This window comes from Pseudofrankia coriaricola, assembly GCF_001854805.1.
Taxonomy (GTDB): Bacteria; Actinomycetota; Actinomycetes; order Frankiales; family Frankiaceae; genus Pseudofrankia.
On the sequence record NZ_MBLO01000223.1, the window covers coordinates 117,346 to 143,347 of the forward strand.

The window sequence follows — 26,002 nt, forward strand, 5'->3', positions numbered from 1 at the left end:
TGGTCACCGACGCCCTGATGTCGCCCGACATGGCACCTCGCGACTCGACTCCTGGCCGTTCGCAGGCGCCCGGCCACGGCCGCCATGGCAGCCAATGCCCGTCATCCACCCGGCAGCGTCTCCACACTCGTGTCGCGAAACCGGACCGCAGGCCCGCGGGTTCGGTGAGCCACGGGCCACGACCGAAACGACCAGGCCCCTCAGAGCCGCCCTTCCCTCCGTCCGGCGGGCGTCCAGGCCGTCCGGGCGCACGGGCGCAAGCCCTGACCAGCCTCGACGGTCGCCCTCGCCGGCGGTCCCCGTCCCGATGTGGCCCAGTTGACACCCACTTCGGGCGTCCCTATAGTCCTCACACCAGACCATCCCGGATCGCCTACTGTTGGAGGTACAGTATCCAGCTCCGGCGAATTTGTTCGCTCGCGGGAGCCATGTAGGACAACACGCCGACAGACCGAGGACCTGGGGTGCTTGCTTACATCTACGCCGGGGTCGCGCTGGGCTCCATCTATGCGATCTCGGTATCCGGAATCGTTGTCACATACGTATCGTCTGGCGTCCTCAACTTCGCATTCGGATCCTTAGCCTATTTTCTTGCGCGGTTCTACTACTACCTGAACACCGAACACGGGTGGAGCCAGATTCCGGCCGTCGTCGTCGCCGTCTTCCTGGCAGGGCCGGCCCTGGGGGCGTTCCTCTATCTCGCACTGTTCCGCCATCTGCGGCTGGCGAGTCAGCTAATCAAGATCGTGACCTGCATCGGCGTGTCGGTGGCCCTGCCGGCCCTCGCTCTGATGGTGTTCGGCAACGCCACGATCGACTCGGCGCCGGGTCTGGCCTCGGAGCCGGTGCGCGTGTACAGAGTCTTCGGCGCCCCGCTCAACCTCAATGAGGTCATCGCGCTCGTCAGCGTCCTGGTCGTCGTCGTTCTCGGCACGCTGGTACTTCAGTTCACCGATGTCGGCCTGAGGGTGCGGGCCATGGTCGACAGCGAGGCGCTCACCTCGCTGTCGGGGGTGAGCCCGACGCGAATCTCGCTGTGCGTCTGGATGGTGACGACCACGCTGGCTGGCTTCGCCGGTGTCCTCGTCGCTCCGTCGAAGGGCCTCACGCCGGACGGCATGACCCAGTTGATGGCCGCGGCCTTCGCCGCGGTCGTCGCGGCCAGGCTTCGCAACCTGCCGGTGGCCGTCGGGGTCGCCATGGCGATGGGCATCGTCACCGACGTGATCCAGAAGTACCTGCCGGCCAACAGCTCGCTGACGCACGCGATCCTCGTCAGCATCCCGACGTTCGTCATGGCCGCCTTCCTGCTGGCCTACATCCTGGCAAGCGGAAAGATCCACGATGGGTCCGCCACCGGAGGCGCGCTGGACCAGGCGATCCGGCCGACGGGAGGTGACTCCGCCAGCGCCTCGGCCGCAGCGGCGGTGGTCAAGAGCCGCACCGGGTGGTCGCTCTACATGCTCGGGCCGGTGATCATCATCGGGATCGTCGCGCTGCTCCCGCTCGTCCTCGAGGGCTACTGGCTGACCCTGCTCGCGGGCGGTCTCGCGTTCGGCGTGGTGTTCCTGTCGTTCACCGTCGTGGTCGGTGAGGGCGGCATGATCTGGCTCTGTCAGGCCGCCTTCGCCGGATGCGGGGCCGTGGTCACGGCGCAGTTCGCCACCAACCATGGCATGCACCCGTTGCTCGCGGCCCTGCTCGGCGCCGTGATCGCGACACCGATCGGCGTCGTGGTGGGCTTGCTGACGATCCGCCTGGGCAACCTCTACGTCGCCCTGGTCTCCCTGACCGTGGGCATGCTGGCGGACAACCTGATCTTCACCCGCCAGACCTTCTACCAGGACGGCGTCGGTGTGCCCGTGAGCCGGCCGGGCTTCGCGGTCGACGACCGGGCATTCGCGTATCTGACGCTCGCCGTCTTCGTCATCATCGCCATCTTCGTGGTCAATTTGCGGCGCTCGACCACCGGTCAGGCACTTGCCGCCGTCCGGTACAGCGAGCCCGGGGCGCGGACCGTCGGGTTGAGCCTGCTCGGCATGAAGCTGCTGGTCTCGGCGATCAGCACCTTCATCGCGGCTGTGGGGGGCAGCCTCGTGGCGCTGAACTACCAGTCCGCGCTGCCCACCACCTATGCCACCTTTGGTGGGCTCGTCTGGCTTGCCGTCCTTGTGACCGTCGGACTGCGGTCGATCACGGCGGCGCTGCTGGCCGGTCTGATGTTCACCCTGACGCCCGGCATCTTCCAGACGTACCTGCCGACAAGCTGGGGCAATGTGCCGACCCTGCTTTTTGGCCTCGGTGCGGTCGGTCTGGCGATCGACCCCGACGGCGTGGTGGCGCAGTATGCCCGCCATATCCAAGCGCTCATCGGCAAGGTGGCCAGTCGACGAGGATCCACCGAGCCCGATCCGCCCGGCGGCGGCGACGGACCGACGACGGATACCTCCGGTGTCGCCCAACACGCACTGGGGGCAACCCGATGACAGCCACCACGCGCAGCCCGGCCCCCGTACTGGAATGCCGCGACGTGACGGTCAGGTTCGGCGCCGTGGTCGCGGTGAACTCCGTCTCGGTAGACGTCCCCCCGTCCACGATCATCGGACTGGTCGGGCCGAACGGGGCCGGCAAGAGCACGCTGTTCTCTGTGCTCTCCGGCCTGCACCGCCCGAACGCCGGCCGCGTGCGTTTCGAAGGCAGGGACATCACGGGCCTGCCGGCGGCCCGTCGGGCCCGGCTCGGCCTGGCCCGAACTTTCCAACGCCCCGAGGTGTTCGCCGGCCTGACCGTGCGCGAGCACATCCAGCTCGCCTACCGGGTCGCCACCCGGCGCCGGCGGATCTGGACCGACATGGTCACCGCCCGTGGGTTCCGCCCCGCCGACAGAGCCGAGACCGAGCAGGTCGCGCTCCTGCTCGACGCCTTGAACCTGGGCGATCTCGCCGATCGCCCGGTGGCCGGGCTGTCGCTGGGAATGCTGCGCCTCGTCGAGATCGCGCGCGCCCTCGCCACGAACCCGAAGGTCCTCTTGCTCGACGAGCCGTCGTCCGGACTCGACGACCAGGAGACCGAGCAGGTCGTCCAGGTCTTCCGCATGGCGGTCGAACGCCAAGGGGTGTCGCTGTTGCTGGTGGAGCACGACGTGGCCATGGTGATGGGCCTGTGCAGCCGCATCCACGTGCTCGACTTCGGAACCAAGATCGGGGAGGGCACCCCCGCGGAGATACGCAGCAACAAGGCGGTTCGTGCGGCCTACCTCGGCGACGAAGGAGCGATCGGCCGCGGGCCAGCCGAGATCACGGTCCAGCCCCAAGCGCCGGAGGTGGTGTCATGACCACGTCCTCAGCCTTGCTATCGGTCAAGGACCTACGGGTCACATACGGTCCCGCCCTGGCCTTGCAGAACGTCAGCATCGACGTTCCGAACGGCTCGGCCCTGGCTGTGCTCGGCCCAAACGGCGCAGGCAAGAGCACGCTGGCCCGGGCGGTCAGTGGCCTGGTTCCGGCAGCCGCGGGGACTGTCGCGTTCGACGGTGTCGACATCGTCAAACGGCCGCCGCACCGCATCCGCCAGGGCGGTCTGGTGTACCTGCCCGAGGGTCGCGGCATCTTCCCGACGCTGTCCGTCCTCGAGAACCTGCGCCTCGCCTCCGGGTTGCTCCCCCGCTCGGCGCGCCGCGAGGCGATTGCTCGGGGGATGGAGATCTTCCCGCCTCTGGCGGCCCGGCGCGGCATGAAGGCCGGAATGCTCTCCGGCGGCGAGCAGCAGATGCTGTCGCTGTGCCGAGCTCTGATCGTCGAACCAAAGGTGATCATCGCCGACGAGCTGTCCCTCGGATTGGCACCTCGAGCCGTGGAACTGGTCTTCGAATCACTCGACCGGCTCAAGCAGCAGGACGTCACGATCGTCATCATCGAGCAGTTCGTGCACCGCGCATTGAAGTTCGCCGACCGTGCCGTACTGCTGTCCCGCGGGCAGGTCGCCTGGCAGGGTGCGAGCGTCGAGGCCAAGAACGAGGTACTCGCGCGCTACCTCGGTGATGCCGCCACGGCCGACGTCGCGTAACCATCCACGCGGCGTAGGTGCGATCGGAGCGCAACGGTCCCGCCATTGCGTCAGGCCGCGGGCGTGACCCGTTCGTCACAATCGTCTGGGTCGACAGTGAACCTTATTGTAGGCCTATACTGTTGGTGTTACGAGACGGCTCACGCCCGCGTCCACCCGAGAGGAAGAGTACCGGTGCCCAAGACTGCCCCGCGCCGACGCCGTCAGCGCGGGTCGATCCAGCCTGACGACATCGTTGCCGGTGCGTTCGAGATCGCGCGCGAGACCTCACTCGATCAGCTCAGCATGCCGGCCCTCGCGGAGCACCTCGACGTCGGAGTGACCAGTCTCTACTGGCATTTCCGTAAGAAAGAGGAGCTGCTCAACCGGATGACTGACGTCGCTGCGGAGACCTACCTCGCGCAGCTCCCACCAATCAGCGGCAACCAGCCGTGGCAGGACATGCTGCTCGAACACTTCCGGAACGAACGCAAGATCTACGCGAACGACCACCTGCTCGCGGACCTGTTGCTGGTTCGGACCTCCACCTGGACCCGCGATACAGCGCGACGCCTGTTCCAGGTGATCGAGGCCATCGTTTCCCGGCTCGTCGAGGCCGGCTTCACCACCGAGGACGCGCTCCTTATACACAACGCGGCGTCGGTCTACACGCGGGGCATCACCCTGCACGACCGGATTCTTCGGCTCAGCAACTCACCGACGCTGGACATCGGCCAGCGGCGCATCATGAGTGACTGGTCCTCGATGCCACTGCTCGACAGCCAGCTCGACCGGCACCCTCTGGCCGGTACGACCAACGAGGATTTCGAGTTCGGCATGGCCAGACTCGTCTGCGGTTTCGAGGCTCTCCTCGCGGAAAAGACCGGTGGGACCGCCGCATCCTGACGCGGAACATGTCGACGTCGGTCGGTTCCCATCGAGCCGCGCGCGGTACCACTGTGTCGTGTCAAGCGGGCACCCTCGGTGGCCAGGTGAGATCCGTCTTGGCAGGTCCCGCCGTCGAATGCCGGACCACCTCGGCCGGATCACCGCGACCGCACCGGTGATCGTCGGCAGGTTGGCCCGGTGAACCGGGCCAACCTGCCGAAGCCAGTCAGGCAGTATCCGCGCGATGGGCACCAAAACGTCTCGCGCAACCGGACGAACCCGGCCTAGAGGTTGAAGCGCTGCGCCCCGTCGATGCGGATCGTCGTGGCGTTGAGGTAGTCGTTCCTGGCTACCTCCAGCGCCAAGCTCGCATACTCGTCGGCCCCACTGGATTGACAGCGAGCCACCCCACGGCCAGGATGTCAACAGTAAGCCATACGGTAACGACGATCGTATAGTTCTCGGCAACGTCTCGCCATGGAGCCGACGGTCGTCGGAGCCGGACCGCACGTGCCTGACGTGGCCTCCTCGGCCGAGGCGCACGCATGACTCGCGCAGTGCCCGGTGGAACAACGCTAGGAGCGCGCAATGGATGCAGATGATCTCATTCTCGTGAGTGTCGACGATCACGTAGTCGAGCCGGCGCACCTCTTCAAAGGGCGGTTACCGGCCAAGTACGCGGACAAGGCGCCGCTGTTCGTGCGTCGAGATGACGGCACGATGGCGTGGCGCTACGAGGGCCAGGAGATCCCGAACGTCGCACTCAACGCGGTCGCTGGCCGTCCCATGGACGAATACGGATGGGAACCCACGTCGATCGAGGAAATCCGGCCCGGCTGTTACGACATCCACGCGCGCGTGATGGACATGAACGCGAACGGGGTGCTCAGCTCGATGTGCTTTCCCTCGTTCCCGCGATTCTGCGGTCAGCTCTTTGCCGAGGCCGGCTCGGACCGCGAGCAGGCCGCGGCCATGGTACGCGCCTACAACGACTGGCACATCGACGAGTGGGCTGGAACCTACCCCGGCCGCATCGTTCCCCTGGCACTGCCCATGATGTGGGATGCGGTGGCGTCGGCCGAGGAAGTCCGCCGGGTCGCCCGCAAGGGCTGCCACGCGGTCACGTTCTCGTCGAACCCCTACGCCCTCGGCCTGCCGAGCATCTACACCGATTACTGGGACCCGTTCTTCGCCGCCTGCGCCGACGAGGGCACCGTGGTGTGCATGCACCTGGGTTCGTCCTCAACGGTGCCCACGACGTCGCCCGAAGCGCCGATCGAGTGCATCTACTCGCTGTCGCCGGTGAACCTGATCGAAGCCGCGGCCGACCTCATCTGGAGCCCGCTGTTCCGGCGGTTCCCCACGCTCAAGGTTGCGCTCTCCGAGGGCGGGATCGGCTGGATCCCGTACTTCACCGAGCGGGTCGACTACATCTATCGACACACCAAGCACTGGTCGGGGATGGACCTGGGTGGCAAATTGCCATCGGAAGTGTTCAACGAGCACGTCATCCTCTGCTTCATCGACGACTACGTCGGCGTCGAGAACCGCCACCACATGAACCTCGACAACATCACGTGGGAGTGTGACTACCCGCATTCGGACACGACCTGGCCGCACTCACCCGAACGCGTCGCGGACCAGCTGACCGGCCTGTCCGACGAGGAGATCAACAAGATCACCCACCTGAACGCCCTGCGGCATTTCAGCTTCGACCCGTTCGCTCACATCCCGCGCGACCGCGCGACCGTAGGCGCACTGCGAACGGAGGCCGAACGCTGGGACGTCAGCATTCGGTCGACCAAGCACCTGCGGGCCGCCGCGGGGAGCGGGTCGTAGTGCGAGACGTCCTGCGCGGCGTCAAGGTCGTCGAGGTTGCGCAATGGTGGCTCGCGCCGTCCGCGGCGACGTTGCTCGGTGAATGGGGCGCCGACGTCGTCAAGATCGAGCATCCGCTCCATGGTGATCCCCTGCGCGGGCTGACGACCTCGGGTGTTTTGCCCGGCGAGTTCGGGATCAACTTCATGTTCGAGCAGGCGAACCATGGCAAACGCAGTCTGGGTGTCGACCTGGCCAGGCCGGAGGGACGGGAGGTCCTGGATCGCCTGATCCGCGAGGCGGACGTCTTCGTCACGAGTTTCCTGCCACAGGTGCGGGCGCGCCTGCGGCTGGACGTCGACGATGTCCGCGCGATCAACCCGAACATCATCTATGCCCGGTCGCACGGCGCCGGCGACCGAGGCCCAGAACGCGATCGAGGCGGCTACGACTCCGCGCTGTTCTGGGCACGAGGAGCCGTCGCGCACCACCTCACCCCGCCGGAGGCAACGTCGCCGGTCGGCCCGCGCCCGTCGATCGGTGACGGCATCAGCGGGCTGTCACTGGCAGGCGCCATCGCCGCGGCCCTGTTCGGCCGGGAGCGGCACGGCGAACCTTCGGTCATCGACGTCTCTCTCCTCGGGACGGCGGCGTGGGTCATGGGACCGGACGTCTGCGCCGCGGCGCTGACTCCCGACGGTCTGCCACAACTACGCCGAGAAACACAGGTCAACCCGCTCACCAGCTGCTTCCGGACAGCCGACGGACGATGGATATGGTTCGCGATGCTTCAAGCGGACCGCCACTGGCCCGAGTTCTGCGCGCACATCGACCGCCCCGACCTCGTCGACGACAGCCGTTTCGCGACGGCCGTCGACCGCGCGGCCAATCTGAAGGCGTGCATGGCGGAGCTGGACGCCGTCTTCGCGGCCCGGCCCCTCACCGAATGGCGCAGGAAGCTCGACGGTCTGGACGGTGTGTGGGCGGTCGTACAGTCCGCCCGAGAACTCCTCAATGACCCCCAAGTCGTCGCCAACGGCTATATCCCGGAAATCGACCACGGCGGGAGCACCCACCGGCTCGTCATCGGTCCCGCCCAGTTCGACGGGCAGCCGCCGGCGGTCTCGCCAGCGCCGTCGGCCGGTGAGCACACGGACGAGGTCCTCCAGGAGCTCGGAGCCGACTGGGACCAGATCATCGACCTAAAGATCAGCGGCGTCGTCAGCTGAGCTGCCGCGAGTAGACGGGTTGAAGACATATGGCATGGGACTTCGAAACCGACCCGGAATACCAGAAGAAACTGGACTGGGCCGACGAGTTCGTCCGGGAGGAGGTGGAACCGCTCGACCACGTCTTTCCGCACCAGCAGTTCGACCCGGCGACGGACGAGATGCGCCGCGTCATCGACCCGCTGAAGGAGGAGGTCCGGCGCCAGGGGTTGTGGGCCACGCACCTCTCCCCCGAGCTCGGCGGTCAAGGGTTCGGCCAGTTGAAGCTGGCGCTGCTCAACGAGATCCTGGGCCGCACGCTCTGGGCCTCGGTCGTCTTCGGCACCCAGGCGCCCGACACCGGCAACGCCGAGATCATCGCCCACTACGGCACCCAGGAGCAGAAGGACAAATACCTGCAACCGCTCCTGAACGGCGAGTGCTTCTCTAGCTACTCGATGACCGAGCCGCACGGCGGCGCGGACCCGACCCAGTTCACCTGCCGCGCCGTCCAGGACGGCGACGAGTGGATCATCAACGGCTGGAAGTACTTCTCGTCCAACGCCAAGACGGCGTCGTTCCTGATCGTCATGGTGGTGACGAACCCGGACGTCAGCCCCTACCGGGGAATGTCGATGTTCCTGGTTCCCACGGACACCCCCGGCGTCAACATCGTCCGCAACGTCGGCCTCTACGGCGAGCCCATGAACGAGGGCTACCACGCACTGATCCACTACGAGGACGCGCGCGTTCCGGCAGACGCCCTCCTCGGCGAGGAGGGCCAGGCCTTCGCGGTCGCGCAGACCCGGCTCGGCGGCGGCCGGATCCACCACGCGATGCGCACCATCGGTCTGGCCAAGAAGGCCTTCGACATGATGTGCGAGCGGGCACTCAGCCGCAGGACCCAGGGCAGCCCGCTGGCGGACAAGCAGTTCGTGCAGGGCTTCATCGCCGACTCGTACGCCCAGCTCACCCAGTTTCGACTGTTCGTTCTGTACACGGCCTGGGAGATCGACCGGTACAACGACTACAACCGGGTGCGTAAGGACATCGCAACGGCGAAGGTCGTCATGCCCGCGGTGCTGCACGACATCGCATGGCGGGCGATGCAGGTCCACGGCGCGCTCGGCACGACCAACGAGATGTCGCTGTTCCACTACATCCACGCCGCCGCCATGATGGGGCTGGCTGACGGCCCGACCGAGGTCCACAAGGTGACCGTCGCGCGCCAGGTCCTGCGCGACTACAGCCCCGCCAGCGGCATGTGGCCCAGCGAGTGGATCCCCGGAAAGATCGACGCGGCCCAGCGGAAGTTCGCCGATCTACTCGAGCTCGAGGTGGGGAACCTGTGACCACCACCGACGAGACCACGCTGACGCAGGACACCGCCAAGGCACTCGCCTCGTGGATGGACTCCCAGGGCTTCGGGACCGGGGCTCCCCTGGAGTTCCGCTACATCTCCGGCGGCAGCCAGAACGAGATCTACGAGATCCGGCGGGGTGACCAGCACTGCGCGATGCGCATCCCGCCGCCGACCGCCTCGGCCGACCGCGACAACGGAATCCTGCGCGAATGGCGCATCATCGCGGCTCTCGATGGCAGCGACGTCGCGCACACCAGGGCCGTCGGCGTGTGCACCGACCCGACAGTCCTCGGTCGGACGTTCTATCTGATGGAGTTCGTCGACGGCTGGTCGCCCATGCAGCTCGACGGGGCCTGGCCGGCACCGTTCGCCGACGACCTCGAGGCACGCAAGGACCTTGCGTACGAGCTGGTCGAGGGCGCCGCCCGCATGTCGATGTTCGACTGGAAGGCGCGCGGGCTGGACGATCTGGGCCGCCCCGACGGCTTCCACGAGCGTCAGGTCGACCGGTGGACGGCGTTCCTGAACCGGATCAAGGTTCGCGACATCCCCGGGTTCGGGGAGGCGTCGGCGTGGCTGCGCACGCACAAGCCGTTGGACTACATCCCGGGCCTCATGCATGGCGACTACCAGTTCGCCAACGTGATGTTCCGGCACGGCGCACCCGCGCGTCTCGCCGCCATCGTCGACTGGGAGATGGGCACGATCGGTGACCCCAAGCTCGACCTGGCCTGGGTGGTCCACTCCTGGCCGGAGGACACCAGCAGCGGTGCCGGGAGCGTAGGCGGCTACGTCGACACCACGGGCATGCCGTCACGCACCCAGCTGCTGGAGCGCTACGTGGAGGTGTCAGGCCGGCAGGTCGACGACATCGACTACTACCGCGTCCTCGCCCAGTGGAAGCTCGCGATCATTTTGGAGCAGGGCTATCAGCGTGCCGGGGACGACCCGAAGCTGCTCGCCTTCGGACCGGTCATTCTCGATTCCATGCGGGGCGCCGCCGAGCTTGCCGCCACAAGCGACTACGGATCCTAGTTCTCGATCTCGGTATGCCGATCTGCCCGGCTGATTCCAGCCCGGGGAATCTCGTGTCCCGCGCGGCACCGTCCTTCTTTCCGCGCCCCTGACCTCAGGACCCGCCGCGACGGGCTCGCGATACGTGCAACACGGCCGCCGATCGGCCACGCCGACCGGCCACGCGCAAACTGATAGACCACAGACGGCAGAGGTGTAAACGATGTCCAGCCCGAAACGACCGAGTCCGCCCGACATGGGTGTGGGTCTGCACTATGGCGGCACGGACCTCTCGATGCCCGTGCTCGACCTCGCTATGGCGGCCGAGCAGCGCGGGCTGGACTCGCTTTTCCTGCCCGAGCACACGCACATCCCGACTGCGAGAACGACTCCGTATCCCGGCGGCGGCCCGATGCCGGATCGCTACATGCGGCTGTGGGACCCGTACATGGCGCTGGCCTTTGTCGCCGCGCGTACCGGGCTCGTCGTCGGCACCTGCGTCGGCCTTCCGGGCGATCACGACCCGATCGCGCTGGCAAAAGCGATTGCGACCCTGGACGTCATTTCCGGGGGGCGCTTCGTCATGGGAGTCGGTTTCGGCTGGAATGTCGAGGAGTTCGAGGACCACGGCTTCCCCCGCAAGGTTCGCCACGACGTCGTCATGGAAAAGATCCGCGTCATGAAGTCGCTGTGGACCGACGACATCGCGTCGTTCGAGGGCGAGCACGTCCGCCTGCCGCCTAGCTGGTCCTGGCCAAAGCCGGCGCAGAGGCCCCATCCACCGGTGCTTCTGGGCGGCAGGGCGGTGGACGTGACCTTCAGGCGGATCGCCGACTGGGCCGACGGGTGGATACCGATGTCCATGGGTTCGCTGCCGACGCTCGAAGATGACCTGGCCTGGCTGCGGACCATGTGGACGGAAAAGGGGCGCGACGCCGATCCCCAGATCGTCGCGATGCAGGCCCCAGTTCCGCCTGACGAGCTGCGCGACCTGTTCGCCGGATATCGAGAGCTCGGCGTGCACCGCGTCCTCGTCGACGTGCCGACCGCGCCCAGCTCGGAGATACTTCCGCTCCTCGACGAGATAGCGCTGGCGATGGAATGACTCCGCCGGCTCGTCTCCGAGCATGTCCCGGCCCGTGGTCGGCCGCCGAACCAGACACGTGACCCGGTCGCGGATCCCGCGGTTTCCTTTTCCCTGATCGAAAGAGTGGCGACCCGTGACGCACTTGACTTCCTCGACTGCGGACGACCGCCGCCCGGTCCCGCAACCCGATGAGATAACCCGTTTCTACTGGGACGGGGCGGCGGCGGGAAGGCTCCTCATGCAGAAATGCCTCTCCTGCGGGAAGTTGCAGTTCCCGCCGGATGTGTGCTGTCTGAGCTGCCAGTCCGAGCACTTCGGCCACGCAGAGGTGAGCGGTCGCGGCTCGATCTACTCCTATGCGGTGGTCGAGCGCCCCCTGCACGCGGGGTTCGTCGACGCGCTCCCCTACGTCATCGCGCTCGTCGAGCTGGACGAACAGTCCGGTCTGCGTCTGGTCGCCAACCTCCTCGACGCGACACCAGGAACCCGGCTCTCGTGCGGGCAGCCGGTCGAGGTCGTCTACGAGAAGCGTGAGGGGATCACGCTGCCGCAGTTCCGGCTTGTGGAGGTTTCGCGATGACCTCGCTCGCACGCGACGTCGCCGTCGTCGGTGTCGGCTATTCCCAGCTGTCGAGGGCCGGTGAGCCCGAGCCCCTGGTACTGCTGCTCGAAGCCGTGAAGGGCGCCCTCACCGACGCGGGGCTGTCCGGCACGGATGTGGACGGGATCTTCGAGTACAAGTTCGGGCCCGAGTCCCCGGGGGCTCAGGATGTCGCCCGCGTGCTGGGCGTTCCCGATCTCGCGGCCTTCGCCGACATCCTCCCGACGAACCCGTCCGGGCTGGGCGGCGTGCTGGCCGGTGTCATGGCCGTTGCCTCCGGGGCATGCGAGACGGCGCTGGTCTTCCGGTGCCTGACCCGGGCCGCTGGGCACACGGGCGGCGTGGTCGACGGCCCGAGTACCGTCGCGGGCCGCAACCAGTTCCTCACCCCCTATGGGTACCTCGGCGGGATCCTGGTCGAGATGGCGCTCAAGAAGCGTCGCTGGATGGCCGAATACTCGCGGGCCGAGGAGGACTTCGGCCACATCGCGGTCAACGCCCGACGGTGGTCGGCGCTCAATCCGCGGGCGGTCCTGCGGGAGCCGGTCACGATGGACGACTACCTGTCGTCTCGCGTCGTCGTCGAGCCGCTCCGCCTCCTGGACTGCGACTACCCGATCAACGGCGCGGTCGCCACGGTGATCACAACCGCCGAGCGCGCCGCGGACCTCCGTCAGCCCCCGGTGCTGGTCGACGCCATGTCCTATGGAAGCGGGCGCGGGGCGGACTGGACGTTCAACAACGACTACCTCTATGGCGGCACCTTCGACTGCGCCGACCGGCTGTGGCGCCGTTCGTCCGTCACGCTGGAGAACGTCGACGTCGCCCAGGTGTACGACGGCTTCACCTCGGTGACCATGTCCTGGATCGAGGCGCTCGGGGCCTGCGGGCGCGGCGAGTTCGGCGACTGGATCGGTGACGGCTCGCGCATCGGGCCCGGCGGCGACTTCCCCATGAACACCGCCGGCGGCCAGCTCGCCGAAGGGCGCCTACACGGCGTCAGCTTCCTCAACGAGGCCGCGCTGCAACTGCGCGGGCAGTGCGGCGACCGCCAGGTGCCCGGCGCCCGGGTCGCCGTCGTGGCCAGCGGCCTGTACCCGCAGTGCGGCGCCGTGGTCCTCACCTCCGGGTGAGGACCACGGCCACGCGAGCGGAATCCGTTGCCCCGAGCTTCCCTGCCCCGAACTCCCTGACCGACTCCCAGCAATGTTCGGCTGAGAGGGATGAAATGCGAGAGGCGTCTATCGAGCTACTCCTGTCTCACCACACCGGAAAATACAACACCGAATCACCGTACTTACCAAGAAACTGAGGGCTGCATACATGAGATCTCGAATTCTTGCCGGCTTAGCGGCGATAGCCGTCTCCGCGACACTCGCGGCCTGTGGATCCTCCGACTCAGGTTCGTCCGGGAACGGCGGCGGCTCGGCCACCGCCGGCGCCGGCAACAGCGACCCCATCAAGATCGGTGTCGTCGCCGACGTCACCGGACCCGCCTCGTCGAGCTTCAAGACGACCGAGAAGGGCGTCGAGGCGTACTTCAAGCGCATCAACGCCGCCGGTGGGGTGAACGGCCACCAGGTCGACTACATCATGGGCGACACCACGTCGACGCCGGCCGGCGCGCTCACAGCGACGCAGAAGCTGTGGCAGAACGACCATGTGATCGCGATCATGCAGGCGTCGTCCGTGTTCGACGGCGTCGTCCCTTACACCGCGCAGCAGCACATCCCGGTCATCGCCGGAACCACGGCCGGCAGCGTGTGGAGCAATTCAAAGTACTCGAACACGTTCGTCGCGGCCGGCGTGCTGAACTCCGGCAACTACCCGAAGGCGCAAGGCCAGTACATGAAGGCACAGGGCGTCAAGAACTGCGCTGTCCTCGGGGTGAGCGACGCCAGCTCGAAGACCGCCGCCGAGTCCTGGGCAGCCTCATGTAAGGCGGCCGGCCTCCAGGTCACCTATATCAATACACAGCTCACGTATGCCACGACCGACCTCGGTCCGGTCGCCATCGCAATCAAGAACGCCCAGGCCGACGGGGTCCTCTCCGCGCTGGCGACCTCGCAGTCCTTCAAGCTGGTCGCGAACCTGCGCGAACAGGGCGTCAGTCCGAAGTCGATCCTCCTCACCACGGGCTACGGCAGTGACCTGCTGCAGTCCAGTGCATCCATCCAGGCCGCTCAGGGCGTCGACTTCTACACGGCAGGCGAACCGGCCGAAGCCAACACGGCGGCGACGAAGCAGCGGGCGGACGACCTGGCGGCCGTCGGGGTCACCGGGCCGCCCAGCTACGGCCAGCAGAACGGCTACCTCATGGCCTCGGCCGCGACGGCAGGACTGAAGGCCGCGGGCGCCAACCCCACCTCGGGCTCGCTCATGAACGCACTGGCCGGGATCAAGGACTTCGACGCGGACGGGCTGCTCGCCCCGCTGAAGGTCAACTTCCGCAACTATGCGCCGTCACAGACATGCATCTGGGCGGCCCGGCTAAGCGGCCAGGAGTTCCACGTCATCGAGGGAACCCCCGTGTGCGCACCGACCGCGAAGCTCGACAGCTGACGCTGTGACCGTTGGCGCCCGCGCGTTTGACCGCGCGGGCGCCAACTCGGTTCCGGCTCCGGCCCGGGCCGCCCGGCGCCGGACACCGCCGCACCGGCACCGGCACCGGCATCGGCATCGGCATCGGCATCGGCATCGAGCAGTTGAACGTCTGGTCGGCGGCGGCTACGACCGTCGCCGACCAGACAGATGATCATCAAAAAGGTGATCCCCGGGGCAGTCGCGCATCCCCGAGGTCGACCAGGGAGGTGTTGGGATGGACGTGGCAGGCAAGGTCGCGGTCGTGACCGGTTCGGGCAACGGCATCGGGGAGGCGATCGCGAAACGGCTGGCCGCCGAGGGGGCCTCGGTCGTCGTCACCGACATCGAACGCGACAACGTCACGCGGGTGGCCAACGAGATCGGAACGGTCGGTCTCGAGGCGGACGTCACGAAGGAGGACGAGGTCAAGGCGGTAGCTCGACTCGCACGCGAGACATACGGGCGCATCGACATCTGGCACTCCAATGCTGGCCTCGCCGGGCCACGGCAGCCCGACAGCCTGCAGGACGACGATCTGTGGAACGGGATGTGGCGGCTCCACGTGCTAGCGCACCTGTACGCCGCGCGCGAGGTGCTGCCCGAGATGGTCGCCCGCGGCGACGGTTACCTGCTGCAGACGGCGTCGTCCGTCGCCCTGGCCACCCAGCCCGAGAAGGTCGGCTACGCGGTCACCAAGCACGCCGCGCTCGCGTTCTCGGAGTGGCTGGCCGTCCGGTACCGCCCGCGGGGTGTGAAGGTCTCGTGCTTCTGCCCCGGGCCCATGCTCACGCGGATGCTGCTCAGCAACGGCTTCGCCGCGGACGATCCGGCGATCAGCGGTGCGCTCACACCCGAGCAGGTCGCCGACCTCGTGGTGCGGGCTCTGGCCGACGAGCGGTTCCTCATCCTGACGCAGCCCGACGACGTTCGTGCGCTCGTCGGCAAGGGCACCGACTATGACGCCTGGGTGGACGACTACTCGCGGCTCCTCTCGACATCGAGTGTGGGGGCCGCTGGCGCGGCTGACGCCCAGGAATCTCGACCGTCATCGACAGCCTGACAATCGCCGCTGTCAACCTGCCGGTATCCAGTACAGGCAAGAATGAAGGGTACGGAATGATGATCGATCGACCGCGGTGCCTGGGTTGCGCGAACCGTGAGGCGCTGACGCACCTCGCCGGCGGTACAGCCCGCGCACTGAACCGCGATGCCGACCCCTGCCTGGCGCCCGCCCGCCTGGTGAACCGATGAGCCTGAACCTGGATCTTACCGGGAAGGTGGCCATCGTTACCGGCGGTAGCCGAGGCATCGGGCGCGCGATCGTCCTCGGACTGGCGAGGGCGGGCGCCGATGTCGTGGTCACCAGCCGCAAGCTCGACAACTGCAAGGCCGTGGCCGACGAGGTGGCCACGGAGACGGGGCGGCGAGCCCTCCCGGTGCAGGTCAACGTGAGCGACTGGGATGACTGTGGGCGCCTGTACGACACGGTCTACGCGAACTTCGACCAGTGCCATGTGCTCATCAACAACGCCGGCTTGGCGCTGTTGTACGGCGACGACCCCGCTCAGGTGACTGAGTCCATGTACGACAAGACGCACAACGTCAATTCTCGTGGGCCGTTCCGCCTCTCCGCGCTGTTCGGATCGCGGATGAGCCAGAATACCGGGGGCTCCATCATCAACATCTCCACGGCCGGATCGTGGCGTCCTGACGGCAACGACCTTCCCTATGCGATGGCCAAGGCCGGCCTCAATGCCATGGCGCTGGGGCTGGCCGGCGTCTGGGCGCCGAAGGTTCGTGTCAACACGGTCCTGCCCGGCGCGGTCGACACCGACATGAGCTCGGTATGGAGCCCGGAGCTAAGGGCGCGCGCGGCCGAGATGAATCCGATGAAGCGGATCGGAAACCCCGAGGACTACATCGGCGTCTGCGTCTTCCTCGCGTCCGACGCGTCCAGCTACATCAACGGCGCGCAGATTCTGGCCGACGGCGGCCTGTTCCGGACCCTCTGATGCTGGCCGCCTACAGCTCCGACTACGGCTCGATCGAGGACCTGCGAGTCGAGGAACTGCCAGACCCGGTCGCCGGCGACGGCGAGGTGGTCGTCGACATCACCGCGGCGGCCGTGAACTTTCCCGACATCCTCATCCTGAACGGCAGCTATCAGGTGCCCTATCCGCCGCCGATCATCCCCGGCTCGGAGTTCGCCGGCACGGTGCGGTCCACTGGCCCAGGAGTCGAAGACTTCCAGGTGGGCGATCGGGTGGCCGGCTCCACTCCGGTCGGCGCCTTCGCGCAGCAGATCGCGGTGCCGGCGGGAAGCCTGTGGCGCGTCCCGGCGGAGGTCGACCTCGCCGACGCCGCGGCCTTCCGGGTAACGTATCTGACCGCCTATCACTCGCTACGCAGCGTGGCCGCGGTGCAACCGGGTGAATGGGTCGTCGTGCTAGGCGCTGCGGGTGGAGTGGGCCTGTCCTGTATCGATGTCGCCAAACTGCTCGGCGCACGGGTTCTGGCCGCGGCATCCGGCCCCGACAAGCTCGCGGTCTGTCAGGGGCGAGGCGCCGACGCCGTCGTCGACTACCACGCCGAAAAGCTGCGCGACCGGGTCAAGGAACTCACCGATGGCGGGGCGAGCGTGGTCATCGATCCGGTCGGCGGCGACCACGCCGAAGCAGCGTTGCGTGCCATGCGGTATGGCGGCCGGTTTGTATGCGTCGGGTTCGCCTCGGGGCAGATCCCGAAGATCCCCCTCAACCTGGTCCTGTTGAAGGGCGTGGCGATCCTCGGCATGGAGATGCGCTCGTTCATAGTCCAGCGGCCGGCCGACTTCGCCCGGGACGAGTCCGAAGCGCTGGAGGCCCTCCGTTCCGGCAGGCTCCGGCCGCTCATCGGGGCACGCTTCACTCTCGAGGACGTGGCCGAGGCGCTGCGGACAGTCGGCGAGCGTCGAGCGGTCGGGAAGGTGGTCATATTCCCGCACGGCGGGTAGTCGCCGTGCACGCGGCGGTCCGCCCCTCCGGGGGCGGGCCCCCGGACAACCCCAGCAACCGCACCGGTTTCCCGTCACGTCACGACCTATCGCCAGGGACAGAGTGACTACGCCGCGTCGAACGTGCAGCGAAGATCTGATCATCGGGCTCGGCGACGGACTCCGAGGTGGCGAGTGTCGGGTGACGGCCGGACAGCGGCGCGGCGGAGGCACTGCCGTCGGCAGCTCGGGCGATACGTGCCGGGACCGTGCTCGGCGCGGCCCAAGCCATCGTTCGAGCGCGTCGTTCAGGTGCCCGATCCCGCACGGCGCCTGGCCAGGCATCGTCCTGGCCCGCATCCACCGCAGGTCGTACCCGGGCCCGACAAGTCAACCTTCGGCCTCATGCGCCTGCGTGCGGTCCTCGGGATTAATGACTCCGTCAGCGGAACGCGTCTAGCGCAGGAAGTGCGAATGATCGAGGCCAATGGGCTGAGCAAACACTACGGCGAGAAGATCGCCGTCGACGATCTTTCGTTCGTCGTCCGGCCCGGACGGGTGACGGGGTTCCTCGGCCCCAACGGCGCGGGAAAGTCGACGACGATGCGTCTCATTCTCGGCCTCGACAGGCCGACGGCCGGCACAGTGACGGTCAACGGCCGCCCATACGCCGAGCACGCCATGCCGCTGAAGCAGCTCGGCGCACTGCTGGAGGCGAAGGCCGTGCACACCTCGCGGTCGGCCTACAACCATCTCCGGGCACTTGCCGCGACACATGCCATCCCCAACTGGCGGGTAGACGAAGTGATCGACATGGTCGGGTTGCGTGAGGTGGCCCGCAAGAAGGCAGGGTCCTTCTCCCTGGGCATGGGGCAGCGGCTGGGCATCGCGTCGGCACTGCTGGCCGATCCCGCTGTGGTAATGCTCGACGAGCCGGTCAACGGTCTGGACCCCGAAGGTGTTCGGTGGGTGCGGAAACTGCTGCGCGACCTCGCCCACGAGGGCCGGACGGTGCTGCTGTCGAGCCATCTCATGAGCGAGATGGAGCTCACCGCGGATCATCTGCTGATCGTCGGCCGTGGCCGGCTGCTGGCCGACATGTCGATGGAGGAGATGCACGAGTCGGCCACGACCGATCGCGTCCTCGTCCGAAGCCCAGAAGCCGAGCGGCTACGCGCCGCGGTGGCGGGACCGGGCGTGACCGTGACCTCGACAGAGCCACAGCTCATGGAGATCACTGGAGTGGGCGCGCACCACCTCGGGAAGATCGCGGCCGGTCTCGGCCTGGTGCTCTACGAACTGACGCCGCAACGCGTCACGCTGGAGGACGTGTTCATGAAGTTGACGGCGGAGGCCACCGAGTACCGCACCGCGGCGCGGACGGTTACGAACGTCGGCAGCGCTCAGGAGGTGACGACGTGAGCACCGTGGCCGCTGCGATCTCGCGGGACCCGGCGGTACGCCGTGAGGTGCCGGCCAAGCCGGTCCGCCTGCGACAAGTGATCTACTCCGAGTGGATCAAAATCACCACGCTGCGCTCAACCTGGTACGTCCTCGTCTTCACCATCCTCGGGATGGTGGGGATCGGGGCGATCGCCTCGGCCGTCTCCGCCGCCCACTGGGACTCGATGCGCGCGACCAGTCGGGCGACGTTCAGCCCGGTGGACACCAGCCTGACCGGCGTGGCGCTCGCACAGATGATCATCGCCGTGCTGGGAGTGCTGCTGACGACCGGCGAGTACACCACCGGGATGGTGCGGTCCTCGCTGTCCGCGGTGCCGCGCCGGCTACCAGTGCTGTGGGCCAAACTGGCGGTGTCGGCGGCGTTGTCGTTGATCGTCAGCGTCGTCGGCGGCCTTATGGCGTTCTTGGTTGGTCAGGCCCTGCTCGGCTCCCACAGCACCACCCTGAACGAGTCACACGCGATGCCGGCGATCCTGGGCGCCGCGTTCTATCTGATGACCATTACCGTGGTCGCCTCCGCCGTCGGCTTCATCCTTCGTTCGACGGCCGGCGGCATCGCCACGGTGCTCGGGGTGCTACTGGTAGTACCAGTCATCGGCAACGTGCTGCCGGCGAGTTGGCAGCATCACCTGATGCCCTATCTGCCAAGCAATGCCGGAAATGCCGTCTACGCGGTGCACCCATACAATGACGCACTGTCCACGGGCGGCGGTCTCATCGCCCTCTGCATTTGGATCGTTGCAACATCGACAATCGCTGCCGTACTGCTGCGCCGCCGCGATGCATAGGCTCCCAAGCAGGTACAGCCGATAGCCGATAGCCGTCCAATATCCAACACGGAAACGAGGTTCCCCGGTGGAGGTGGGATGGTGGGCTCGCGCCAGGCGACGGTGGCCGTGGCTGGCCGACCTCCCCGCCCCCCTCGCTCTAGAGGCGCTGACCGTCGGTGATGCGATCCGCCCCGGGATTCCCTGGTGGGGGTGGCTGTTGGCGCAGTGTATGGTTCTGCCGCTCTTCCTGCGCCGCCACGATCCGCAGGCGGTGTTCGTCGTTGTCGCGGTGGCCGTGGTCGTTCAGGAGTCTGTCGGCGTCCGGCTCGCTGCCGCCTCCGCGCTACTGGTAGCCATATACACGATCGCCGCCCACGGTCGACGTCGTCACAGGGCCCTGAACGCGACGCTGATCGAGGCCGTGGCTGTGGTGGCCTCGATCAGGCTTGCCCCGCTCGCCAACAGCGTCCTCGGCTCGTTCATCTTCGTGAACAGCCTCGTCGCGGCGGCGATCTTTCTGGGTATGGCGGTTCACTCCCGCCGCCAGTACCTGGCATCGCTGGAGGACAGGGCCAGGCGAGCCGAGCGGGAGCGCGATCATCAGGCGCAGCTCGCGGCCACCGCGGAGCGGGCTCGGATCGCCCGCGAGATGCATGACGTCATCGCCCATAGTCTCTCGGTGGTGATCCGTCTCGCGGATGGTGCCGTGGTCGTTGGCCGTACTGAGCCGGACACCGCGACGGAGGCGATGGAGCAGGTCGCGTCGACCAGTCGTCAGGCGCTCGCCGAGATGCGTCGCCTCCTCGGCGTCCTGCGGGAGGTCCAAGGGCCCATGGACGTACCGGCCCTTGAGATGGCCCCGCAGCCAGGATTCGACCAGCTGGACACGCTGCTCGACGATGTCCGCGCCACCGGTCTGCCCGTCCGCTTCACTGTCCGTGGCGCCCCACGGCCGCTCCCCACCACCGCCGAGTCCACGATTTTCCGTCTGGTGCAGGAGAGCATCACCAACGTGCTCAAGCACGCGGTACGCCCGACGCGGGTCGATGTCGAGCTGAGCTGGCAGGGTGACGAAATCGCTATTACTGTTCGCGACGATGGCATCACGACCCGCCGCACGCCCACCCCGGGTGGCCACGGCCTGCGGGGCATGCTCGAGCGGATAGCCCTGTACGACGGCGACCTGTCCTGGGGCCCGGCGTCGCCGGGTGGCTGGGAGTTGCGCGCCACCATGCGGCTGCACGAAGTGGTCGCATGACCATCAGCATCGTCGTCGTGGACGACCAGCCGCTGGTGCGGATGGGGTTTCGGATGGTGCTGAACGCCACCGACGAATTCCGCGTCGTCGGCGAGGCGGGCGACGGGGCCACGGGTGTCCGCGTCGCCGAGCAGCTCAGCCCCGACGTGGTGCTGATGGACGTCCGCATGCCCGGCATGGACGGGGTCGAGGCCACTCGGCGTATCTGCGCGAACCGCGCCGCCGGCCGCGTACTGGTGCTCACCACCTTCGACCTCGACGAGTACGCCTTCGCCGCGCTGAGAGCAGGAGCGAGCGGGTTTCTTCTCAAGGACGTACGCCCGGAGGAGCTCGTCGACGCCGTGCGCGCGGTCGCGGCCGGCGACGCCGTCGTGTCTCCTCGCATCACCCGCGAGTTGCTCAACCGCCACGCCGCGAGCCTCCAGACCGCCAGCGAACGCGCACACGAGCCGGACCCGGCCGCGGCGCTGACGCGACGCGAGCGCGAGGTCCTCCTCGAGGTCGCGGCCGGCCTGACCAATGCGGAGATCGCGGAGCGTCTCTTTCTCTCCGAGGCGACCGTCAAGACGCACATCACCCGCATCCTGGCCAAGCTCGAACTTCGCGACCGCGTACAGGCGGTCATCTTCGCCTACCAGAACGGCCTGATAGTCGACGGCCAACCGAGCCGCGACACGTTCGGTGAGCCAACCCGCTGAACGTCCAGCATCGTCGCTCCGTCCGCCGGCACCCATTGCGCGTCGCGTCTCGTTGATAACCTGACGGCATGCCTGCGATCAGACTGGGTAGCGCGCTCGTCGACCGGGTGGAGGAACAGACGCTGCCGGTCTCGCTTCGTCTTCTCACCGACGACGACGCCCTTCTTGCCCGCCGGGTATCCCCGCTGCCTGACGGATTCCTGGGCGGCAGGTCCAGGACGTTCCAGTTCTCCAACCACAGCTGGGTCGTCCGGGTTGACGGCCTCACGGTTCTCGTCGATCCCTGCACCGGCAACGGCCGGAAGGGCAGGGGGCATTTTTTCGACGACCTGGACGTCCCGTATCTGGAGTACCTCGCCCGCACCGGCGTGACGGTCGAGACGGTCGACGTCGTGTTCTGCACCCATCTCCACCACGACCACTGCGGTTGGAACACGAGGCAGGTCGACGGTGCATGGGTGCCGACCTTCCCCAACGCCAGCTACCTGTTCGTCGACCGGGAGTACCGGCGGTGGGACACCGCGAATCCGGACCGGCATGCCAACGAGTTCAATCCCAACGTCTTCGATGAATGTGTGCGCCCGGTCGTCGACGCGGGACTGGCTCGGATCGTGTCCGCCCCCTACGAGGTCTCGCCGAGCCTGCGGGTCGAGCCGGCGCCGGGCCACACGACCGGGCACGCGATGCTGAGCCTTGCCTCCGGCGGCGCCCGGGCGTACTTCAGCGGGGATGTCTTCCACCACCCGGTCCAGCTGACCCGGCCGGACCTCCATCTACCCGGGTGCGACGATCTGGCCACTGCCGTCGAGACCCGGCAGCGACTGGTGCGCAGAGCCCTCGACGAGGGAGCCTTCCTGTTTCCGGCGCACTTCCCGGCACCCCACTACGGCCGTCTCGCCGCCGACGGCGACGAGGTGTACTTCGTACCCGGAGGCGCTCCGTTCGATGATCAGGAGTCGGCGTCCGGCGATGCCCAGGGCACCGAGGAGCGTGGGTCGCGAGCCACCTGAGCGCGCGACACCAGCGGAAGCCGTGACAAGCCAACCGACCGCGACGCACTGCCGGCGCCGTGCCGCCGCCCGGATCATCCCTGAGCGGCGGACGGCGTGCAGTTCTGCTCGGGCAGCTTCCCGGACGGGGGGACGATGTGCTCGGCGGTCGCGGTGAGCAGCAGTCCGGAGGCGTTCGTGGACGCTGAGACGACGTTCAGGTCGAACGGCAGGCCGCCGACCGGAATCGGGATCGACGGAAGTAGCTGGCCCAGCGGGATCGGGATACTGAGGTTGATCGTTCCGCTGAGCGTCAGGTGTGATGGCACCAGGGTGATCTTGTTGTCGCGGACCTCGAAGGTGGTGACACCGTCGACCTGCTGGGTTCCGAGCACTGGCAGGTCGGCCGTGCCGGAGATCTCGACGCTGCGGCCGCCATCCTCCGGATTCACCTGGATCTTGCCGGGCATGCTCGCGAGGAAGGCGTTCAGATCGTCGTAGGTCATCCCGACGGTGGCGCGAACCTCGTCGATCGAGATCTGTCCGTCACGGCCGGTGAGCATGCTGAAAATCGGAACATGAATCCCCTTGATGTCCGCGTCCAGCGAGGAGATCCGGGGGCCGGGCGTCGCCAGGCCATCGACCGCGAGACTGATGTCCTTGAACTTCCCGAACGCAATCTGAGTCAGGAACGGGAAGCCGCCAATATGAACCCGCCGCACGGTCGGCGGGGGCAGGCCGCAGTCGAGGGTGGCCGCGACGCTCGTCTCGAGCTGCTTCGCCATCTGTTTCTCGGCCAACGCCACCGTGACACGGTCGACGATCGGGAAGAGCACGATCAGTACCACGACGATGATCGCGATGATCCGCGTCCACCGGCGTCGGAACTGGCGTCGAAGCCAGTGGCGAGACCGAGGAATGATGATCGGAACTGTCGTGTCAGCACCAGTATCGTCAAGGCTAGTACTCGGCCCGTGGGCGTCGGTCATCGGCACGTCCCGTCCTCGTCGCGCTCTCCTGACGCCTCATTTATGCCGATGGCGGTATGCACTCGCATGAGTCCGCGGGCTGATTCTTCCGGCCAGGGTAAGACCTGCGATGTATGCCGCAGGCCGGCCGATCGTCAGGCGTTCGAGGTCCTTCGGGGCGTGTGCATGCCTCGCCCGGCCGATCCAGCGAAGTGGCTTGATCCGCTGCCGTGGGCCAGTCACCGGGACGGTGCGGCGCTCACCAGGATGAGACTCGCGGAGGTCGATCCAGCGATCTCCCCTCACCGCCCAGGGCTGCGAGGTGGCGGGACAGATCTGTGCTCGGTGGCGTGGTGCCGGACTACGCGAACAACTCGGCCACTCGTTGCTGACCGTCGAGGAACTCCTGCAGCTGGATGGGGGTCCCATCTGGATCGGCGATGAAGAAGAACGCCGAAACTCGGGTGGTCGTGACGGGGCACATCGGGGTGATGCCCGCGTCGATCAGTTTCTGGTAGGTCGCCGCGGCGTCGGCGACGGTCAGCGCGATCTTGGGACGCCCGAGATCCTTCGGGTAGAAGGGGTCGATGCCGCGCCCGAGGGCGTCCGTGACATGGGGGCTGAACAGTTCGACGATCGTGCCGTTCATCTCTAGCCCGACCCGGGTCCATCCGTCCCGCTCGTCCGTGAACCGGCGGACGAACCCGAGGACCCGGGTGTAGAAGTCGACCGAGGCGGAGATGTCCGCGACCGTTATCCCCAGGTGTGAGAAGCAGATGACCTCGACGGGTGTCTGATTCACCGGGTTCCCCTCGCCACATCGCTCCCGACCTCGGCCGACGCTGACGCTACGCCACCAGGGCTGGGGGCTCCGACGGGACGAAGTCGAAGACCCGCTCGGCGTTCCCGCGAATGATCTTGTGCTGTACGTCGGCGGGCAGGCCGGCGACGCACTCACGGACGCGGTCCAGTGAGTGCGGCCAGTTGGTCGCGGTGTGGGGGAAGTCGGTCTCCACCATGATGTTGTCGGCGCCGATCTCGTCGATGAGCTTCGACGTGATCGGCTCGTGGATGAAGCAGCCGAAGATGTGCTCCCGGAAGATGTCGCTCGGCAGCGGGCCCTCCTTGGGCTCGGCCGTTCGGTTCAGCGTCTCCGTCCAGTCGGCGAGGGAGAGCACGGAAGGAATCCAGCCGACGCCGTTCTCCGACAGCACGAGCTTGAGGTTCGGGTAACGCTCGAAGTTGTCGCTCTCCAGCCAGTCGGTCAGGCTCGCCGAGCCCATGCGCGCACCGAGGAGCGAGGTGCTGGTGCCCGGCAGCATCTTGCGCTTCCGGTTCATCTCTTCGGTGCTGATGCCGGCCCGCTTGGCGACCTCACTGAGGTCGTTGTTCTTGATCGCATCCCGCATGCGCGTCGTCCAGTCGGCGCTGGAGTCCTCCTCGACCGCGCTCATGCCACTGCCGAGGTGCATGCACAGCGACAGGCGCGCGTCGTTCATCACCGAGAGGAGGGGATCCCAGTGCGGGTCGGTGACCGACGGGAAGCCGATCTTGTGTGGCGCCTGGCTGATCGAGAGCGCTCGGGCACCCTTCTCGATGACCCGCTCCGCCTCGGCCGCGGCGAGGTCGCCGTCCCAGAAGGGCACCAGGCCCATGCCGATGAACCGGCCGGGGTAGGCGGCCACCCACTCGTCGAGGTACCAGTCGTTGTAGGCCTGGATACAGAGGAGAGCCAGGTCCTTGTCCTTCGCGCGCTGGAACAGGCTTCCGGCGAAGCCGGCCATGTTGGGGAAGCACAACGCCGCCAGCTCGCGGTCGGTGTTCATGGCCTCGACGCGGGCCTTGGGGTCGTAGCACGCCGGCGCAACCTCGCTCCAGGACAGCGGAGTGAACATCTGCGGCCGGTTTTCCTTCGGCCAGATGGCCCCCCCGGTGCCCATGGCGTCCAGGGGAATCCGCCTGGTCTCCTCGAACAGCCACGACTCCCCGTGCTCGTCACTGACCCACCGGGGGCCGGTGTCGCGGTACTTGGCGGGCAGCCGATCCGTCCAGACGTTCGGCGGCTCGATCAGGTGGTCGTCCACCGAGATGATCCACTCGTCCACCGGCGTTCTCCAAACCTCGGCGTGAATCGGGGAAGGTCGTCCGTAGGTTACGAGTGAGAACTCACTCGGTCAACCGTGCCTCCTCCGCGGCACCCACCTGGAGCCGGCCCAGGGCCGCTGGCGGCCCGACAGGCGAGCCCATGCCGAGGCCGGTCTGTCGCCGCTGCTCCGCC

Annotated in this window: 23 protein-coding genes; 20 read left to right on the plus strand and 3 right to left on the minus strand. The window is 67.4% G+C overall.

Features of this window, described 5'->3' with window-relative positions:
* Positions 1 to 464 precede the first annotated feature (464 nt).
* From BCD48_RS27610 to BCD48_RS27705, 20 genes are all read left to right on the plus strand, one after another.
* A complete protein-coding gene (locus BCD48_RS27610) occupies positions 465 to 2,486 on the plus strand; it encodes an ABC transporter permease (RefSeq protein ID WP_071051298.1) in 2,022 nt (673 codons plus the stop codon).
* Positions 2,483 to 3,334 (plus strand): ABC transporter ATP-binding protein, encoded by an 852-nt coding sequence (locus BCD48_RS49730; protein ID WP_071051299.1) that lies wholly within the window; start codon positions 2,483 to 2,485, stop codon positions 3,332 to 3,334. Before BCD48_RS27610 ends, BCD48_RS49730 begins: the two co-directional genes overlap by 4 nt.
* Positions 3,331 to 4,065, plus strand: coding sequence for an ABC transporter ATP-binding protein (locus BCD48_RS49735; RefSeq protein ID WP_071051300.1), 735 nt, complete (start codon positions 3,331 to 3,333; stop codon positions 4,063 to 4,065). Before BCD48_RS49730 ends, BCD48_RS49735 begins: the two co-directional genes overlap by 4 nt.
* Positions 4,066 to 4,239: 174 nt before the next feature.
* The gene (locus BCD48_RS27625) at positions 4,240 to 4,950 is read left to right on the plus strand and encodes a TetR/AcrR family transcriptional regulator (RefSeq protein WP_071051301.1); all 711 of its coding nucleotides are present in this window, start codon (positions 4,240 to 4,242) and stop codon (positions 4,948 to 4,950) included.
* A 570-nt stretch (positions 4,951 to 5,520) separates the two neighbouring features.
* The gene (locus BCD48_RS27630; RefSeq protein WP_071051302.1) at positions 5,521 to 6,771 is read left to right on the plus strand and encodes an amidohydrolase family protein; all 1,251 of its coding nucleotides are present in this window, start codon (positions 5,521 to 5,523) and stop codon (positions 6,769 to 6,771) included.
* Entirely contained in the window at positions 6,771 to 7,979 is a 1,209-nt protein-coding gene (locus tag BCD48_RS27635) for a CaiB/BaiF CoA transferase family protein (RefSeq protein ID WP_071051303.1), read from the plus strand. Before BCD48_RS27630 ends, BCD48_RS27635 begins: the two co-directional genes overlap by 1 nt.
* A 29-nt stretch (positions 7,980 to 8,008) precedes the next feature.
* Positions 8,009 to 9,310 (plus strand): acyl-CoA dehydrogenase family protein, encoded by a 1,302-nt coding sequence (locus tag BCD48_RS27640; protein WP_071051304.1) that lies wholly within the window; start codon positions 8,009 to 8,011, stop codon positions 9,308 to 9,310.
* Between the two features lie 56 nt (positions 9,311 to 9,366).
* On the plus strand, positions 9,367 to 10,356 hold the full coding sequence (locus BCD48_RS27645) for a phosphotransferase family protein (protein WP_071051383.1): 990 nt from the start codon (positions 9,367 to 9,369) through the stop codon (positions 10,354 to 10,356).
* Between the two features lie 235 nt (positions 10,357 to 10,591).
* On the plus strand, positions 10,592 to 11,440 hold the full coding sequence (locus BCD48_RS27650; RefSeq protein WP_071051305.1) for an LLM class F420-dependent oxidoreductase: 849 nt from the start codon (positions 10,592 to 10,594) through the stop codon (positions 11,438 to 11,440).
* 115 nt (positions 11,441 to 11,555) lie between these two features.
* Entirely contained in the window at positions 11,556 to 12,002 is a 447-nt protein-coding gene (locus tag BCD48_RS27655; RefSeq protein WP_083419290.1) for a Zn-ribbon domain-containing OB-fold protein, read from the plus strand.
* Entirely contained in the window at positions 11,999 to 13,156 is a 1,158-nt protein-coding gene (locus BCD48_RS27660) for a thiolase C-terminal domain-containing protein (RefSeq protein ID WP_071051306.1), read from the plus strand. The genes BCD48_RS27655 and BCD48_RS27660 overlap by 4 nt, the downstream gene beginning before the upstream one ends.
* Positions 13,157 to 13,346: 190 nt before the next feature.
* Positions 13,347 to 14,585: an ABC transporter substrate-binding protein gene (locus tag BCD48_RS27665; protein ID WP_071051307.1), complete on the plus strand. Its 1,239-nt coding sequence runs from the start codon at positions 13,347 to 13,349 to the stop codon at positions 14,583 to 14,585.
* 256 nt (positions 14,586 to 14,841) lie between these two features.
* Entirely contained in the window at positions 14,842 to 15,666 is an 825-nt protein-coding gene (locus BCD48_RS27670) for an SDR family oxidoreductase (RefSeq protein ID WP_071051308.1), read from the plus strand.
* Positions 15,667 to 15,853: 187 nt separating this feature from the next.
* Positions 15,854 to 16,618, plus strand: a complete 765-nt coding sequence (locus BCD48_RS27675; RefSeq protein ID WP_071051309.1) for an SDR family NAD(P)-dependent oxidoreductase — start codon at positions 15,854 to 15,856, stop codon at positions 16,616 to 16,618.
* Positions 16,618 to 17,598 (plus strand): NADPH:quinone oxidoreductase family protein, encoded by a 981-nt coding sequence (locus BCD48_RS27680; RefSeq protein ID WP_071051310.1) that lies wholly within the window; start codon positions 16,618 to 16,620, stop codon positions 17,596 to 17,598. Before BCD48_RS27675 ends, BCD48_RS27680 begins: the two co-directional genes overlap by 1 nt.
* A gap of 453 nt (positions 17,599 to 18,051) precedes the next feature.
* On the plus strand, positions 18,052 to 18,999 hold the full coding sequence (locus BCD48_RS27685; protein WP_071051311.1) for an ABC transporter ATP-binding protein: 948 nt from the start codon (positions 18,052 to 18,054) through the stop codon (positions 18,997 to 18,999).
* Positions 18,996 to 19,829 (plus strand): ABC-2 transporter permease family protein, encoded by an 834-nt coding sequence (locus BCD48_RS27690; RefSeq protein ID WP_083419291.1) that lies wholly within the window; start codon positions 18,996 to 18,998, stop codon positions 19,827 to 19,829. The genes BCD48_RS27685 and BCD48_RS27690 overlap by 4 nt, the downstream gene beginning before the upstream one ends.
* Positions 19,830 to 19,902: 73 nt before the next feature.
* Entirely contained in the window at positions 19,903 to 21,069 is a 1,167-nt protein-coding gene (locus BCD48_RS27695) for a sensor histidine kinase (protein WP_491677178.1), read from the plus strand.
* Positions 21,066 to 21,767 carry a response regulator gene (locus tag BCD48_RS27700; RefSeq protein WP_071051313.1) on the plus strand — a complete coding sequence of 234 codons (702 nt, stop codon included), beginning with the start codon at positions 21,066 to 21,068 and terminating at the stop codon, positions 21,765 to 21,767. The genes BCD48_RS27695 and BCD48_RS27700 overlap by 4 nt, the downstream gene beginning before the upstream one ends.
* 68 nt (positions 21,768 to 21,835) lie before the next feature.
* Entirely contained in the window at positions 21,836 to 22,777 is a 942-nt protein-coding gene (locus BCD48_RS27705) for an MBL fold metallo-hydrolase (RefSeq protein WP_071051315.1), read from the plus strand.
* Positions 22,778 to 22,851: 74 nt separating this feature from the next.
* Here the strand turns inward: BCD48_RS27705 and BCD48_RS27710 are convergent, their stop codons facing one another.
* From BCD48_RS27710 to BCD48_RS27720, 3 genes are all read right to left on the minus strand, one after another.
* Positions 22,852 to 23,604, minus strand: coding sequence for an LmeA family phospholipid-binding protein (locus tag BCD48_RS27710; protein ID WP_071051317.1), 753 nt, complete (start codon positions 23,602 to 23,604; stop codon positions 22,852 to 22,854).
* 481 nt (positions 23,605 to 24,085) lie between these two features.
* Positions 24,086 to 24,526: a VOC family protein gene (locus BCD48_RS27715; protein WP_071051319.1), complete on the minus strand. Its 441-nt coding sequence runs from the start codon at positions 24,524 to 24,526 to the stop codon at positions 24,086 to 24,088.
* 46 nt (positions 24,527 to 24,572) lie between these two features.
* On the minus strand, positions 24,573 to 25,829 hold the full coding sequence (locus BCD48_RS27720) for an amidohydrolase family protein (RefSeq protein WP_071051321.1): 1,257 nt from the start codon (positions 25,827 to 25,829) through the stop codon (positions 24,573 to 24,575).
* Positions 25,830 to 26,002 lie beyond the last annotated feature (173 nt).